Raw genomic sequence first — 15,098 nt, 5'->3', positions numbered from 1 at the left:
GTGCGCAAGATTATCAAGACAAAATGCCGGCGGGGCGCCTAGGACATGCCCCGATACCGGACCCGACGGCAGTGCGAACATGCGCGACCGTTTCAGACGAATGAACGATTCAACCGAGCGTTTCGTTGACCGCGCGCTGCAGGCACGTGACGAATTGCGAGACGGCGGGCGTCGGCAGCAGGTCGCGCCGGGCGATGATCGACAGGTCGAAGCGCGGCATGCTTTCGTCGAGTTCGGCCGTGCGGATGCCGAGCGGCGCCACCATCGCGGCCAGCGGACGCGTGAAGCAGCCGATCACGTCGGAGTGCGCGACCAGGCCGAGCGTCACCGCGAACGACATCGGCGAGCGCAGCAGGCGCTTCGGCAGCGGCAGCCCGCGGGCCTCGAACATCGCGATCATCACGCTGTGCGGAAACTGCTCGGCGCCGACCGTGACGATCCATTCGGCGTCGAGTAATTCCTCTAACCGGCGCGCGTGCGCGAGCGGATGCCCTTCGCGCATCACGACGGTGAATTCGGTCGACAGCAGCGGCACCTGCGTGAAATCGCGGTCGAGCGCGGGCACATGGTGCATCGCAGCGATGTCGAGCGTGCCGTTGCGCAGTTGCGCGAGCGCGTCGGGCACCGTCACTTCCTCGAGATGCAGGCTCACGTTCGGCATCGAGCGGCGGAATGCCGTCACCGCATGCGGCAGCGCGGTCAGCGCGATCGACGGCATCGTGCCGACCGCGACGCGGCCCGACATTTCCCCCTTCACCTGCTCGACGGCCTCGACCGTGCGGCGCATGTCGCCGAGCAGTTGCTCGGCGCGCGGCAGCAGCGCGTGGCCGCACGCGGTCAATTCGACGCCGCGCACGCTTCGGACGAGCAGTTCCGCGTTCAGCGCGGTTTCGAGTTCGCGGATCGTATGCGTGATCGCGGGCTGCGTGACGCCGAGCTCGCGCGCGGCGGCGCGCAGGCTCTTGTGATGCGCGGCGGAGACGAACGCCTGGAGCTGCGCGATGTTCAGTTGGTTTCGGATGCGGGTCATCGATCGGATTCGGATCTCGCGTCGGGCCGGGCGCCGGCGCGAAGAGCGATAGGGTAGCGCGTCGCGGGGCGGACGCCGGGCGCAGCGAGGATCGCCGGGCGGCGGACGGCCTTTTTGAGCCGCTGTCCGCGGCGCGCCGGTCAGGATTGCAGATGACGCAGCACGCGTGTTTGCGGATGCGGCGGATCGCGCATGCGTTCGAGCCTGGCCGCGTGCGTCAGGCGAGCGCCGCTTCGACCGCTGTCAGCGTGCGGCGCCGGATCCAGCCGCTCGCCAGCCGGATCGCGAGCCAGTACGGCGTGAATAGCCACCGCGTGCGCGCACTCGGGCAGTGCACGAAGGTTTCCGTGCGCAGCACGTGCGCGCCGGCTGCGAGCCCGACGACCTCGAATCGCAGCACCAGCTTGGCGTCGCGCGGGTCGTCGTGCCGCACGAAGGCCGTTGCGTCGGCGATCGTCCGCACGTCGAGCGCCGGGCGCCAGAAGCGTCCGACGAGGCCGAGCGACAGCGACGTGTCGTCGCGGTGAAGCAGCGTGAACGTATCGAAACCGAAGCGCGCGCGTTCGCCGCCTCGGGCCGGCCCGTCGCGCAGCGTGCGGACGAGTGCCGTGGGCAACTCGCGCACCGTAAGCAGTGCGTCGACGACCGGATCGGTGCGCATGTCGAGCGACGCAACGGCGTCGATGATGCGCGCGGCTGCCGCACCGATCGGCTGCGACTCATGCACCTCGTGAAAGCCGAACGACGGAATGAACGGCGGCTTGTGCGCCGACTCCCTGGTGCTCGATTCGGAGACGATGCCGAGCGCTTTCATGGCGGCTCCCGAAGGCAAAGCGCGATCGTAGCACCGGGCGGGAATTCGCGTCGCGCCGTTTGGGCGCTGTGCGCCGCCATGCGCCGTACCGACAAAAAAAGCCTGGAAACATGCGTTTCCAGGCCTGGAGGCCATCGACGAGGATGGTGGAGGAGACGAGATCGTCCCGATGCGCGCCGCCCTTCTGCCGGCAGCGTCGCGCATGTTCCGCGGTCAGATCGCCCAGCCGCCGAGATAGAACGTGACAAGCACGGCGGCGATGAGCACGGTGCCGACGTTCAGCTTGCGGAATTCGCCGCTGGCGATGCGGCCGATCACGAGCGTCGAGAAGCCGAGCATGATGCCCGTCACGATGTTCGCGGTCAGCACGATGAACACCGCGCATACGAGCCCCGACATCGCGTCGACCATGTCGTCCATGTGCAGCTTGCTCACGCTGCCGAGCATCAGCAGGCCGACGTACATCAGCGCGGGGGCCGTGGCGTACGACGGCACGAGGCCCGCGAGCGGCGACAGGAACATCACGACCAGGAACAGCAGGCCGACCACGGCTGCCGCGAGGCCCGTCTTCGCGCCGGCGGCCACGCCGACGCTCGATTCGATGTAGGCCGCGGCGGGTGCGCCGCCGAGGAAGCCGGAGAAGATCGAGCTGACCGAATCGGCGGTCAGCGCGCGGCCGCCGTTGATGATGCGGCCGTTCTCGTCGAGCTGGCCGGCCTGGCCAGCCACCGCGCGGATCGTGCCGGTCGCGTCGAACACGGCGGTCATCACGAGCGCCAGCACGCTCGGCAGCACGGACATCGACAGCGCACCCTTGATGTCCATCGCGCCGATCAGCGACGCATGGCCCGGTGCGCTCAGCGACGGCAGCGCGAAGATGCCGTGGTATTTCACGGCCGGATCGAACACGAGGCCGATCAGCGAGATCGCGATCACGACGAGCAGGATGCCGCCCGGCACGCGACGCTTCTCGAGCCCGAAGATCGCGGCGAGGCCGACGACCGACATGATGACCGGGAACGCGGTGATCTGGCCGAGCGACACCGGCAGGCCGGCGCCCGGGTTCTTGATCACGAGCCCGACGTCGTTCGACGCGATCAGCAGCAGGAACAGGCCGATGCCGATCCCGGTGCCGTGCGCGACGCCCGCGGGCAGGTTGCGCAGGATCCACGACCGCACGCCGGTGACTGAAATGCCCGTGAACACGAGGCCCATCAGGAACACCGCGCCGAGCGCGACGGTCGGATGCAGCCCCTTGCCGAGCACGAGGCCGAACGCGGTGAACGCGGTCAGCGAAATCGCGCAGCCGATCGCGATCGGCAGCTTCGCCCACAGGCCCATCAGCAGGGAACCGAATGCGGTAGTCAGGCAGACCGCGACGAACACGGCGCTCGTGTCGAAGCCGGCCTTGCCGAACATGCCGGGAACGACGAACACGGAATAGACCATCGCGAGGAATGTGGTCACGCCCGCGACGATTTCGCGGCGCTGCGTACTGCCGCGCGACGAAATGTCGAAGTACCGGTCGATGACTCCCTTGGTGCCGAAGTCCGTTTCTTCCGCGCCGACGCCGACCGTCGGCTGCACCGGGGTATCACTCATGAGCTTGCTCCTTTATCAGCATGCTGAAACGGTCGTAGCGGACCGTCGTCAGGGTGTCTCGAATCTGGTTGGAATGGTCGGCAACGTCGTGGGGACGCCTGACGCGTGATTCGTGTCGTCGTACGCGCCGTGAGGCGGGCGCGAGTGTGTCGCGTCGTACGACGCGTGGTGTGGTCGACCCCGTCACGTGTGCTTTGCCGTAGCGAAGGTTAGGCGAACGGCCCATCACGTCCCATTGGGCGAAAAGCATGCAGCGCATGTCTCAGCGCTTATATCGGCGTGTAACGGGGCTTCGTCGTCGCGGAACGCGTGTATACGCCTAGTTCGAATCCGTTAAGGCGATTATTTGAATGCGGGGTCGGCGGGCAGGGCGGGAGCGGGTGGTGCATCTGATCTTACGAATGTCTTTCGTCGAGGCTGCGCAAGCGCGTGAAACCGGCCGTGTTTTACGCTAGACGCGGCCGCGCGCAACCTGCATCCGGATGATACCGGTGCCGCGCGCGGGCTGCGCTGACGCTCGTTCCGGCCCCTCGTTTCGTCAATCCTGTACGGGATGCGTGAGATGCGCGAGGTACGCGCAGAACATGTCGGCCATCGCGGACGCATAGGCGTCGATTTCCGCCGGCGTGCGCGCGGTCTCCGAGAACGCCTTGCCGCCCGTCGTGAGCGTCGTCATGACCAGCTCGCACGCGATCTCATGCGTGGCGTCGGACACGTCGGGCAGTGCCTCGCGCATGAACGCGCTGAAGATCCGGTTGCCCTCGGCCCGCACTGCCTGCGCCTCGGGGGCATCGCGATAGAGGGGCGCCGCATCGTCGAGTGCGATGCGCATGGGCGCCTCGTCGCATTCTGAACGGATGAACGCGTGGACGGCGGTGCGCAGCCGCTCGGGCGGCGTCTTCCGCTCGTCTTGAAGCATTCCGCACAGCATGTCGGACGTCTGCCGCCACTCCTCGTGCTGGAGCCGGAACAGCACGGCCGCCTTGTTCGGGAAGTACTGATACAGCGAGCCGACGCTCACGCCGGCGCGCTCGGCGACGCGCGCCATCGTGAAGCGCTGCGCGCCTTCGGCCGCCAAAACCTGAACAGCGGCTTCGAGCACGTCGTCGACGAGCCGGGTCGAGCGGGCCTGCCGAGGCTGTCTGCGCGAGGCGATCGGGGCGTTGCGGCGGTCGGTCATGACGGGTCTGCCAATGCGAATGGTAAAACGTGAATGGTTCGTCATATTCTAGTCGGGTGCGCTGACGCACTCAACCTGACACCGGAGATTCGCATGACCACCCTGATTCACCCCCCGCTGGCGTCGCTGCTCGCGCGCCTGTTCGACGAAGCCGATGCGTCGTCGCCCGCGTCGCATCCGGACTTCGCCGACCTGACGCACGACGAGCACGCGCGGCTGATGCGCAGCAAGACCGATTACGCCGATTTCTATGCGCGCCTGAAGGACTATCCGCTCGCGGTGTCGCGCGAGACGGGCACGCTGCTGTACATGCTCGCGCGCAGCGGCGGCGCGCGCTCGATCGTCGAGTTCGGCACGTCGTTCGGCATTTCGACGCTGCACCTCGCGGCCGCGCTGCGCGACAACGGCGGCGGCCGGTTGATCACAAGCGAGTTCGAAGCGTCGAAGGTTGTACGGGCGCGGGCGAACCTGGCCGCGGCCGGGCTCGACGATCTCGTGGAGATCCGTGAAGGCGATGCGTTGCGCACGCTGGCTGTCGATCTGCCGGATACCGTCGACCTGCTGCTGCTCGACGGCGCGAAGGCGCTGTATCCGGAGATCCTCGCGCGGGTCGAGCCGCGGCTGCGGCCCGGCGCGTTCGTCGTCGCCGACAACGCGGAATACAGTCCCGACTATCTTGCCTACGTGCGCGCACCGCGCAACGGCTATCTGTCGGTGCCGTTCGGCGGCGATGTCGAGCTGTCTATGCGGATTCGCTGAGGCCGGGTCGTTGCACGGCAGCCGGAGCGGCGCCGAAAAAATGGAGGATACCTGATCAAGTGGATGCGGCGGCGACGCCCCGGATTCGGGCAGCCGTCGTCGTGCGTTACTTCAGGAACACATAACGCGCGAAATACGGAAAACGGCCGACCGCATGCTCGGTCGAACACGCCGATTCCGGCGGCATGCCGCCCGCGGTGTCGAGCCGCTGGACGAAGCGCACGCCGGCAAGCGCGCCGGTCGCGGTCTTCGGGTCCGTTGCGGCAGGCGTCGCGGCGAGCAGCAGTTGCGGGATGCTGTCCGGCCGCGCGCCTGGCGCTTGCGCGAGCTTCTTGCCGGTGATCCGGCTGCCGTCGGTCGCCTCCCACGACGGCCCTGTGCCGTGCCGGACGACGAGCGTGCCGCTGCTGTCGAACAGCATCGCCTCCGGGTGCTGGAACACCCACGTGAGCTTGTGTCCGGCGTCGTAGTCGCACGTGTAGACCTGCACGCCGGCTGCCGTCGTCGACAGCACGGGTGTGGCCGGCTGGGGCGGCGCGAGACCGGTGGCTTCGTCGGCGCGGGCGGAGACGGTACAGACGGCCAGCGCAAGGCAGGCCACGGTGGCCGGCAGCGTGGCGCGTTGCAGGGAACGGCTTCGCATGGCAGGGCATCCTTTCAGGTCGGGTGACGGTCAACTATCGGCGAACCCGTCAACGCTAGACGCCAATCGCGCCGGCCGCAATGCGCAAATGACGATCGCGGCGATAGTCATTTGCGCCTGGCCGATTCAAACCGGCAATCTCGGTGCGCGCCGGCCGGCGCCGGCGCATGCCTGGCGATCAGGCGTTCGGCCTTCAGCGCGTCCCACGCGACGCTTTACGGCATCAGCTGCTCGAGCGCGCCCGCATGGTCGAGCAGCGTGTAGCGGCCGGCGGCCAGCAGGAAGCCGTCCGGGGCCGGGCGTTCGAGCGCGAGCGTGCAAGGCTCGATCCGGCTCACGCCGCAGCCTGGGCGAGCGTCGGATAGTCGGTCAGGCCCTGTGCGCCGCCGCCGAACAGCGTGTTGCGGTCGTGCTGCGCGAGCGTGGCGCCGGTACGCAGGCGCTCGGGCAGGTCCGGGTTCGCGACGAACGGGCGGCCGAACGCGACGAGGTCGGCCCAGCCGGCGGCGATCGCTTCACGTGCGCGCTCGGCGGTGTAGGCACCGGCGTAGATCAGCACGCCGGGGTACGCGGCACGCAGCCGTTGCTTGAATTCGACCGGCATCAGCGGCGCGTCGTCCCAGTCGGCTTCCGCGATGTGCAGGTAGCCGACACCGAGTTCGCCGAGCAGCTTCGCCGCGGCGAGGTAGGTGGTTTGCGGATCGTCGTCGACGCAGCCGTTCAGCGTGGTCAGCGGCGCGAGGCGGATGCCGACGCGCGATGCGTCGCCCGTGCCTTCGATCAGCGCCTGCGCGACTTCGCGCAGGAAGCGCAGCCGGTTTTCGAGCGAGTCGCCGTATGCGTCGGTGCGCGTGTTCGCGTTCGAGTCGATGAACTGGTTCACGAGATAGCCGTTCGCGCCGTGCAGCTCGACGCCGTCGAAACCGGCCTCGATCGCATTGCGGGCGGCGGCGCGGTACTGATCGACGATCTCGCGGATTTCGTCGACGGACAGCGCGCGCGGCTCGGACGCTTGCACGAAGCCCGGCGTGCTGCCGTCTGCACCGGCGACGAACACGTTCACGCCCTTCGCCTGGAGCGGCGACGACGACACGGGTTGCCGCCCGCCGAGCAGGCTCGTGTGGCTCAGCCTGCCGACGTGCCAGAGCTGCGCGAAGATGCGGCCATGCGCGGCGTGGACGGCGTCCGTCACCTTGCGCCACCCGGCCACCTGCGACGGCGTGTGGATGCCGGGCGTCCATGCGTAGCCCTTGCCGAGCGGCGCGATATAGGTGCCTTCGCTGACGATCAGGCCCGCGCTCGCGCGTTGCGCGTAATACGCGGCCATCAGTTCGTTGGCTTCGTCGCCGGGCTGGCTGGCGCGCGAACGCGTCATCGGCGGCATCACGATGCGGTTCGGCAGCGTCAGCGCGCCGAACTGCAGCGATTGGAAAAGCGGGTCCTGGGTCATGATGGTGTCCTGTCGGGTGCCGAGGCCGGCTGGCCGCGGACGGGTCGATTGAGGGTGTGGCTCAGTCCCACTTCGGCGCGAGGCCGGCCGGGTCGACTTCGCGGCCGTTGCGCTCGAGCGCGGCGATCTGCGCCATGTCTTCGTCGGTCAGGCGCAGCGTCTGCGCGAGCAGGTTGCTCGCGAGGTTCTCGCGCTTGGTCGACGACGGAATCACCGAGTAGCCAAGCTGCAGTGCCCATGCGAGCGCGACTTGCGCCGGCGTCGCGTCGTGACGCCGCGCGATCGCGCCGATCACCGGGTCGCCGAGGACCTTGCCGTACGCGAGCGTCATGTACGACGTCACGTGGATGCCTTCGGCGTTCAGGAACTCGACCAGCTTGCGGTTCTGCAGATACGGGCTCAGTTCGATCTGGTTCGTCGCGATCGCATCCTTGCCGACGGCCGCGATCGCTTCCTTCGTCAGGTCGATGTTGAAGTTCGAGATGCCGATCCGGCGCGTGAGGCCCTTCGCCTTCGCTTCGGCCAGCGCGGTCATGAACGCCTGGATCGACACGCCGTTGCCCGGGGCCGGCCAGTGGATCAGCGTCAGGTCGACGGTGTCGGTGCGCAGCTTGCGCAGGCTTTCCTCGAGGCTGGCAGCCAGCTTTTCCGGTGCGTAGTTGTCGACCCAAATCTTGGTCGTGAGGAACACGTCTTCGCGGCGCACGCCCGAGGCGGCGATCGCTGCGCCGACTTCGGCTTCGTTGCCGTAGATCTGCGCGGTGTCGATCGCGCGGTAGCCGACGTCGAGGCCGTTGCGCACCGAGTCGATGACAACCTGGTCTTTCAGGCGAAAGGTGCCGAGGCCGAATGCGGGAATCCTGCTCATCATGTGCTCCTGGGAAAGTGAAACGGCTTCGCGCCGGTTGTCGGGCCGGTGTCGAAGGCGGTCCGGATGCGATCGATGGACAGTGTGCCGACTTTACTTTTGCTGAAAAACACGTCTATAAACCAAAATGTTTTGATTTCCAGTCAAGAATGCAGCGATGAAAATCACGCTCGACGAACTCCAGGCCTTTGCGGCCGTGGTCGACTCCGGTTCGATCACCGCCGCCGCGCAGCAGCTCGACCTCACCGTGTCGGCCGCCAGCCGCACGCTCGCGCGGCTCGAGGAGAAGCTGAAGACCACGCTGCTGCGCCGGACCACGCGCAGGCTGGAGCTGACGGAAGAAGGGCGCGCGTTCCTGCAGGACGCGCGCGCGATCATCGAATCGGTCGAGAATGCCGAGGAGCAGATGCTCGCGCGGCGCGAGATGCCGTTGGGGCGGCTGCGCGTCGACGCCGCGACGCCGTTCATGCTGCACGTGATCGTGCCGCTCGTGCGCGGCTACCGCGAGCGCTTCCCGAAGGTCGATCTGGAGCTCAATAGCAACGAGGGGATCATCGACCTGCTCGAGCGGCGCACCGACGTCGCGATCCGGATCGGCCGGCTCAAGGATTCGACGCTGCACAGCCGGCGGATCGGCAACAGCCGGCTGCGCATTCTCGCGAGCCCCGCGTATATCGAAGCGCACGGCCAGCCGCGCAAGGTCGAGGATCTCGACAAGCACACGCTGCTCGGCTTCACGCAGCCCGAATCGCTGAACGTGTGGCCGATCCTCGGCGCGGACGGCGAGCCGTCGCGCATCGAGCCCGGCATCTGGTCGTCGAGCGGCGAGACGCTGCGGCAGCTCGCGCTGGAGGGCGCGGGCGTCGTGTGCCTGTCGGATTTCATGACCGCGCAGGATCGCGAGGCCGGGCGCCTCGTGCAGGTGCTCGCGCGGCAGACGCTCGACGTCGAACAGCCGATCAACGCGGTGTATTACCGCAACACGGCGATTTCGTCGCGGATCGCGTCGTTCGTCGATTACATGATCGAGGTGCTGGGCGGCACCGGTGGCGGGGGCGATGCGCCGTCGCGGCGCAAGGCCGCGTGGGTGGGGCCGCTGTAAGCGCGGCAGGCGGAACGGGCAGACGGGCAGCCGCCGTCATGCACCGGCGTGCCGTGCGGCGCTTGCGCCGCGGGCACGCCGTCGCGCGTTGTGCTCCTTATGCCTCTTCCGACCACGACATGTTGTCGCGCGCGAGCAGCGCCGACGAGGCCGCCGGCCCGAAGGTGCCGGCCGTGTAGAGGCGCGGACGATCGCCGAGCTGCTTCCAGCCGTCGAGGATCGGCTCGACCCACGACCATGCGGCTTCGAGCTCGTCGCGACGCATGAAGTGCGTGAGGCGCCCGCGGATCACGTCGATCAGCAGCCGTTCGTACGCTTCCGCGCGCCGTTCCGGAATCGCCTGCTGCAGGTCGAGGTTCAGGCTCACGGGCACCATGTTCATCCCGCTGCCCGGTTCCTTCGCGAGCATCTGCAGCTGGATCGATTCTTCCGGCTGGAGCTGGATCACGAGACGGTTGCTGTAGTGGCGCGGGCCGCTCGGAATGATCGAGAACGGCATGTCCGCGAACTCGATCACGATTTCCGACTGGCGGCGCTGCAGCCGCTTGCCGGTGCGCAGGAAGAACGGCACGTTGGCCCAGCGCCAGTTGTTGATGTGCGCGCGCAGCGCGACGAAGGTTTCCGCGCGGCTGTCCGCCGGCACGTTGTCTTCCTCGAGATAGCCTTTCACCGGCTGGCCGTCGACCGCGCCGGCCGTGTACTGGCCGCGCACCGTGTCGCGCGCGACATCCGACAGCGCCATCGGCCGCAGCGAGCGCAGCACCTTCAGCTTCTCGTCGCGCACCGCGTCCGGGTCGAGCGACACCGGCGGTTCCATCGCGACGATGCACAGCAGCTGTAGCAGGTGATTCTGCACCATGTCGCGCAGCGCGCCGGTATGGTCGTAAAAGCCCGCGCGGCTGCCCACGCCCACCGTCTCGGCGACCGTGATCTGCACGCTGCGGATGCTCGGCGCCTGCCACAGCGGCCCGAAGATCGGGTTGCCGAAGCGCAGCACCATCAGGTTCTGCACGGTTTCCTTGCCGAGATAATGGTCGATCCGATAGATCTGCGATTCCTCGAAGTGCTTGCCGACCGCATCGTTGATCGCCTTCGCCGACGCGAGATCGTGGCCCAGCGGCTTTTCGAGCACGACGCGCGAACGCGAATCGACGAGGTTCGCGGCCGACAGGTTGTCGCAGATCGTCGTGAACAGCTCCGGCGACGTCGACAGGTAGAACACGCGGATCGCGTCGCCGCGCGCCGCTTCCGCGAGCCGCGCATAGTCTTCCGGCGCGTTCACGTCGATCAGCACGTACTTGAACAGGTCGAGGAAGCGCGCCCACGCGTCGGCGTCGAAGGCCTTGTCGTCGATGAACGGGCGCGACTGCTCGTCCATGAACTGGCGGTAGCCGTCGATGCCCCAGTCGCGGCGGCCGACCGCGATGATGCGCGTCTCCGGCGGCAGGTTGCGGTGCAGGTGCGCCATGTACAGTGCGGGCAACAGCTTGCGGGCGGCCAGGTCGCCGCCGCCGCCGAAGATGATCATGTCGACGGGCCGGTCGGCTTCGGTCTGGTTGGGCTGATTCGTCATGAGTGGTTCGCGGTCTGAAACGGGTGAGCGTGGAGCGGACGTCGAAGCGCCGGGCGCCGGTGCGTTGGCGCCCGTACGTGAAAACGCCAATAGTGCACGGTTTTGCCCGATCGCGGATGGGTTCCCCCGTATGCAACAGGGATTGCGTTGCATCCGTGGGCTCGCGGGCCTGGGGATTGCCCCAATGGAAGGCTATCGCGCTTGACACGTATCGCGCCCGGCCATAAATTATCCGATCGGATAATTTATGGCCGGGCGCAGCCCGCGACGGCCGTCGGCCTTTCCCGCTCGATCCGGCCGCGTTGACGCGGCGGGCGCGGAAGGTCCTTTCTGGCGAGGCGAGTTCGATGACTGCTGCACATTCCGATTCCGTGGCGCTGCCCGATTCGACGACACCTGCGGCAACCCGGCCGGAATCGAAGGCGAGGCTTGCGCTGCGCACCCGGCTCGCCTTCGGCATGGGCGACTTCGGGCTCAACCTGTACTGGCAGGCGACCACGCTGTACCTGCTGTACTACTACACGGACGTCGTAGGCCTGTCGCCCGTCACGGCCGGCTGGATATTCAGCGGGGCGGTGCTGTGGGATGCGTTGTGCGACCCGGTGGTCGGCTACGTCGCGAATCGCACGCGCACCCGTTGGGGCCGTTATCGGCCCTATCTGCTGTACGGTTGCGTGCCGCTCGCCGTCAGTTTCGTCGCGATGTTCGTCCCCGCCGGTATGGCGGGTGGCATCGGCCTGACCGCATTCGTCCTCGGCACGCACGTGCTCTTCCGGACGGCCTATACCGTGCTGTCGATGCCTTACGATTCGCTGATGGCGACCCTGACGGACGACAGTCGCGAGCGTGGCAGTCTCGCGGCCTACCGGATGATCTGCGCGAGCACGGCAGGCGTCGTAGTGGCGCTGTCCATGCTGAAGCTGGTGCACGTGTTCGGCCCGACGGACGAACGGCACGGTTTCCTCGTCGTGGCGATCGTCTATGCGGCTGCGTCATTGCCGGTCCTGCTCTTCACGTTCTGTTGCACCGCCGAGCGCATCGGCGCCGACGCGCACCCGATCTCGGTGCGCGAAGCGTTCGCCGCCGTGTCGCGCAATCGCGCCTTCCTGCTGATTTGCGGGATGTCGATCGCACTGTTCGCCGCCAGCACCGTCATGTCGAAGATGCTGCCCTACCTGCTGAAGTACGTGTTGCACCGAGAGGACCTGATCGGTACGGCGCTCGGCGTCGTCGCGCTGCAGGCGTTCGTCGCCATTCCGTTCTGGGCGTGGATCATGCGCCGTACGTCGAAGCGGCGCGTTGCGCTGTTGGGTTGCGGCTTCACGATCGCAGGCAACGCGATGCTCGGTGCGCTCGGGCTGCAGGGTATCGGCGTGCCGTCGTTCCTCGTCGCGCTCGGCGTGATCGGTTTCGGCACGGCCGCGACGTCGCTCTCGCTATGGGCAATGATTCCCGACACCGTGGAATATGGTCAATGGCGCACCGGCGTCAGGGGCGAAGGAACGCTTTTCGGCGTGGTCGCTTTCGTGCGCAAGGCGGCGCTTGCGATTGCGGTGGCCGGTATCGGCCATGTGCTCGGGGCGATCGGTTTCGTCGCGAACCAGCCGCAGTCGAAAGCCGCGATCGACGGCATGTGGGCCCTGCAGTGGCAGGGGCCGGCGGTGCTGCTCGGGATCGCGGCGCTATTTGCGTATTGCTATCCGGTCTCGCCCGATCTGCACGGGAAAATCGTGCGCGACTTGCACGCGCGCCGCACCCACCCATCTGCCTGAACGAGCGCCGTTGCGGGCGCTTCGCGGTGACGTCGTGCGCCGCGTCGTGCGCGTGCGGCCATCGCCACCGGCGTCGACATACCCGATGAACGACCCTGTAAAAATTGTCATGGAATCCGAAAAATTTCTCGACCGGCCCGATTTGATTCAACCTGCGCAGGTCGATCCCGACCGGCGCGCCAGCGAATGCGAAGCGCAAATGACCGACGACGAGCGGTTTGCGCTGCTCTACAGCCTCATGGTACGCGTGTTCGGCAGGCCCGGACGCGAGCCGAGAGTGCCGGCCGAGTTGCCTGTGATCGCCGGCTACACGCAGGGCGTGCCGCGTCTTGGCATTCCGGCGCTGAAGATGGCGGACGCCAGCCTCGGGCTGCGTCATACGCATGGGCCGGACGACTGCGCGACCGCTTTTCCGTCGGGGCTTGCGTTCGGGGCGACCTTCAATCCTGACCTGGCGCTCGCGATCGGCCGCACGGTCGGCAAGGAGGCGCGGGCGCGCGGCTTCAACGTTGCGTTGGGCGGCGGCATCAATCTGGTGCGCGACGTGCGCAATGGCAGGAACTTCGAGTACATCTCCGAGGATCCGCTGCTGTCGGGTCTCGTTGGCGCCGCCATGGTGTCCGGCACGCAGCAGGAGGGCGTGATCGCCGTGCTCAAGCACGTGTCGCTCAATGCGACCGAAACGAACAAGTTTTTCCTGGACGCGGTGATCGATCCGGCCGCGCATCGGGAAAGCGATCTACTGGCCTTCCAGATCGCACTCGAGGCGAGCGAGCCCGGCGCGCTGATGGGCGCCTACAACCTCGTCAACGGCGCGTATGCGTGCGGCAATCGCGAACTGCTGCAGGAGACGATCAAGGATGCGATGGGTTTCAAGGGCTGGGTGATGTCCGACTGGCGGGCGGTCTACGGCTGGGAATTCGCTCTGCACGGGCTCGACCAGCAGTCCGGTGCGCAGCTCGATGCGCAGGAGTGGTTCAACGGGCCGCTGCGGCAAGCGTATGAAGCCGGCAGGATTTCGAAGGCGCGGATCGGCGAGATGGTGCGGCGCATGCTGCGCTCCTGCTACGCGGTCGGGATCGACCGATGGGGCCCGGCCGAACCGGTCGACTTCACTGCGCATCACGCGGTGGCGCTGGAAGCGGCGCGCGAGGGAATCGTGCTGCTGAAGAACGACGCGCATGCGTTGCCGCTGTCGCCCGGGCGATGCCGGATTGCCGTGATCGGCGGCTATGCGCAGGCGGGCGTGTTGTCAGGAGACGGCTCGAGCCAGGTCATGCCGCCGGGCGGCTATGCCGCGCAGGTGCCGTTGCGCAGCCATCCGCTATTGGGTCCCACCACGATGCGGCTGTTCGGGCCGGCGCCGCTGGCGGAACTGCGCAAGCGCTTGCCGGAGGCCGTCGTCGAGTTCGACAGCGGCGCGCACGTGGCCGATGCGGCGGCCGTGGCGAAGCGTGCCGACATCGTGATCGTGCATGCGATCCGGCACGAGGCGGAACGCTTCGACAGCCCCGACATGACGCTGCCGTTCGGCCAGGATGCATTGATCGATGCGCTGGCGGGCGTGCACGATCATGTCGTCGTCGTGCTGCAGACCGGCAATCCCGTGGCGATGCCGTGGCACGACAAGGTTCGTGCGATCGTGCAGGTATGGTTCCCGGGTCAAGCGGGCGCGCAGGCGCTCGTCGACGTGCTGACGGGCGACGTCAATCCGTCCGGCCGGCTGCCGGTCACGTTTCCGGCCGGCGTCGAGCAGACGCCGCATCCGGCGTTGCCCGGTGCCGATGTCGAACTTGGGTCGCCGATTGTCGTCCACTACCACGAGGGCGCCGAGGTCGGCTATCGCTGGTTTGCGAAGACGGGCCGCGAACCGCTGTTTCACTTCGGGCACGGGTTGAGCTATACGCGCTTTGCCTACGAGGATCTCCGGATCGACGCCGGCGAGACGGTCACGGCGACCTTTACGGTCGCCAATACGGGCGCACGCGCCGGTGCCGACGTCCCGCAGCTTTATCTGACGGAGGCGGCCGGCGACTGCCGCATGCGCTTGCTCGGATTCCGGCGCGTTCATCTTCAACCCGGCGAATCGATCCGGGTAACCGTGCGTGCCGATCCTCGGCTGCTTGCGCGATTTCACTCGCCGTCGAAATGCTGGCGTATCGACGCGGGGCGGTACCGCGTGGCGCTCGGACGGTCCGCGGGGGACTTCGCCCTGTCGGCGGAAGCGACGCTGGAGGCGCGGGCGTTCGGACGTTGACTGCGCCTTCAATCGGCGCGTCGCTTTCTCGGGCCGCCACGCAGCCTG

At 67.5% G+C, this 15,098-nt stretch carries 12 protein-coding genes and 1 pseudogene; 4 read left to right on the top strand and 9 right to left on the bottom strand.

The window, feature by feature from the left end:
* Positions 1-109: 109 nt before the first annotated feature.
* From DIE13_RS07950 to DIE13_RS07935, 4 genes are all read right to left on the bottom strand, one after another.
* Positions 110-1,030, bottom strand: a complete 921-nt coding sequence (locus DIE13_RS07950; RefSeq protein ID WP_174928709.1) for a LysR substrate-binding domain-containing protein — start codon at positions 1,028-1,030, stop codon at positions 110-112.
* 217 nt (positions 1,031-1,247) lie between these two features.
* Complete coding sequence (locus DIE13_RS07945) at positions 1,248-1,844, bottom strand: hypothetical protein (protein WP_124826628.1); 597 nt, start codon at positions 1,842-1,844, stop codon at positions 1,248-1,250.
* Between the two features lie 213 nt (positions 1,845-2,057).
* Positions 2,058-3,446 carry an NCS2 family permease gene (locus tag DIE13_RS07940; protein WP_096506545.1) on the bottom strand — a complete coding sequence of 463 codons (1,389 nt, stop codon included), beginning with the start codon at positions 3,444-3,446 and terminating at the stop codon, positions 2,058-2,060.
* A gap of 538 nt (positions 3,447-3,984) precedes the next feature.
* Positions 3,985-4,671, bottom strand: coding sequence for a TetR family transcriptional regulator (locus tag DIE13_RS07935; protein WP_124826627.1), 687 nt, complete (start codon positions 4,669-4,671; stop codon positions 3,985-3,987).
* A 48-nt stretch (positions 4,672-4,719) separates the two neighbouring features.
* On the opposite strand from DIE13_RS07935, the gene DIE13_RS07930 reads away from it, so the two are divergent.
* Positions 4,720-5,385: an O-methyltransferase gene (locus DIE13_RS07930; protein WP_124826626.1), complete on the top strand. Its 666-nt coding sequence runs from the start codon at positions 4,720-4,722 to the stop codon at positions 5,383-5,385.
* A gap of 106 nt (positions 5,386-5,491) precedes the next feature.
* On the opposite strand, the gene DIE13_RS07925 is transcribed toward DIE13_RS07930, so the two are convergent.
* From DIE13_RS07925 to dkgB, 4 genes and pseudogenes are all read right to left on the bottom strand, one after another.
* A complete protein-coding gene (locus DIE13_RS07925) occupies positions 5,492-6,028 on the bottom strand; it encodes a DUF3455 domain-containing protein (protein ID WP_124826625.1) in 537 nt (178 codons plus the stop codon).
* A gap of 218 nt (positions 6,029-6,246) precedes the next feature.
* A pseudogene (locus DIE13_RS33805) lies at positions 6,247-6,375 on the bottom strand (aldo/keto reductase); the annotation flags it as partial.
* Positions 6,363-7,478 (bottom strand): alkene reductase, encoded by a 1,116-nt coding sequence (locus tag DIE13_RS07915; RefSeq protein WP_124826624.1) that lies wholly within the window; start codon positions 7,476-7,478, stop codon positions 6,363-6,365. The gene DIE13_RS07915 and the pseudogene DIE13_RS33805, both read right to left, overlap by 13 nt.
* Before the next feature lie 61 nt (positions 7,479-7,539).
* Positions 7,540-8,346 (bottom strand): 2,5-didehydrogluconate reductase DkgB, encoded by an 807-nt coding sequence (dkgB, locus tag DIE13_RS07910; RefSeq protein ID WP_124826623.1) that lies wholly within the window; start codon positions 8,344-8,346, stop codon positions 7,540-7,542.
* Positions 8,347-8,503: 157 nt separating this feature from the next.
* On the opposite strand from dkgB, the gene DIE13_RS07905 reads away from it, so the two are divergent.
* Positions 8,504-9,448, top strand: coding sequence for a LysR family transcriptional regulator (locus tag DIE13_RS07905; RefSeq protein ID WP_124826622.1), 945 nt, complete (start codon positions 8,504-8,506; stop codon positions 9,446-9,448).
* A gap of 97 nt (positions 9,449-9,545) precedes the next feature.
* Here DIE13_RS07905 and zwf read toward each other — a convergent pair whose 3' ends face one another.
* Complete coding sequence (gene zwf, locus DIE13_RS07900; RefSeq protein WP_124826621.1) at positions 9,546-11,021, bottom strand: glucose-6-phosphate dehydrogenase; 1,476 nt, start codon at positions 11,019-11,021, stop codon at positions 9,546-9,548.
* A 347-nt stretch (positions 11,022-11,368) separates the two neighbouring features.
* Between zwf and DIE13_RS07895 the strand changes: the two genes are divergently transcribed.
* Complete coding sequence (locus tag DIE13_RS07895; RefSeq protein WP_124826620.1) at positions 11,369-12,793, top strand: MFS transporter; 1,425 nt, start codon at positions 11,369-11,371, stop codon at positions 12,791-12,793.
* Between the two features lie 109 nt (positions 12,794-12,902).
* Entirely contained in the window at positions 12,903-15,050 is a 2,148-nt protein-coding gene (locus DIE13_RS07890; protein ID WP_175786752.1) for a beta-glucosidase, read from the top strand.
* Positions 15,051-15,098: the final 48 nt, after the last annotated feature.

It is taken from the genome of Burkholderia sp. Bp9016 (assembly GCF_003857765.1).
Lineage (GTDB): Bacteria > Pseudomonadota > Gammaproteobacteria > Burkholderiales > Burkholderiaceae > Burkholderia.
Note: the sequence above shows the minus strand (reverse complement) of the source record. Positions and strands in the feature narration are given on the sequence as shown.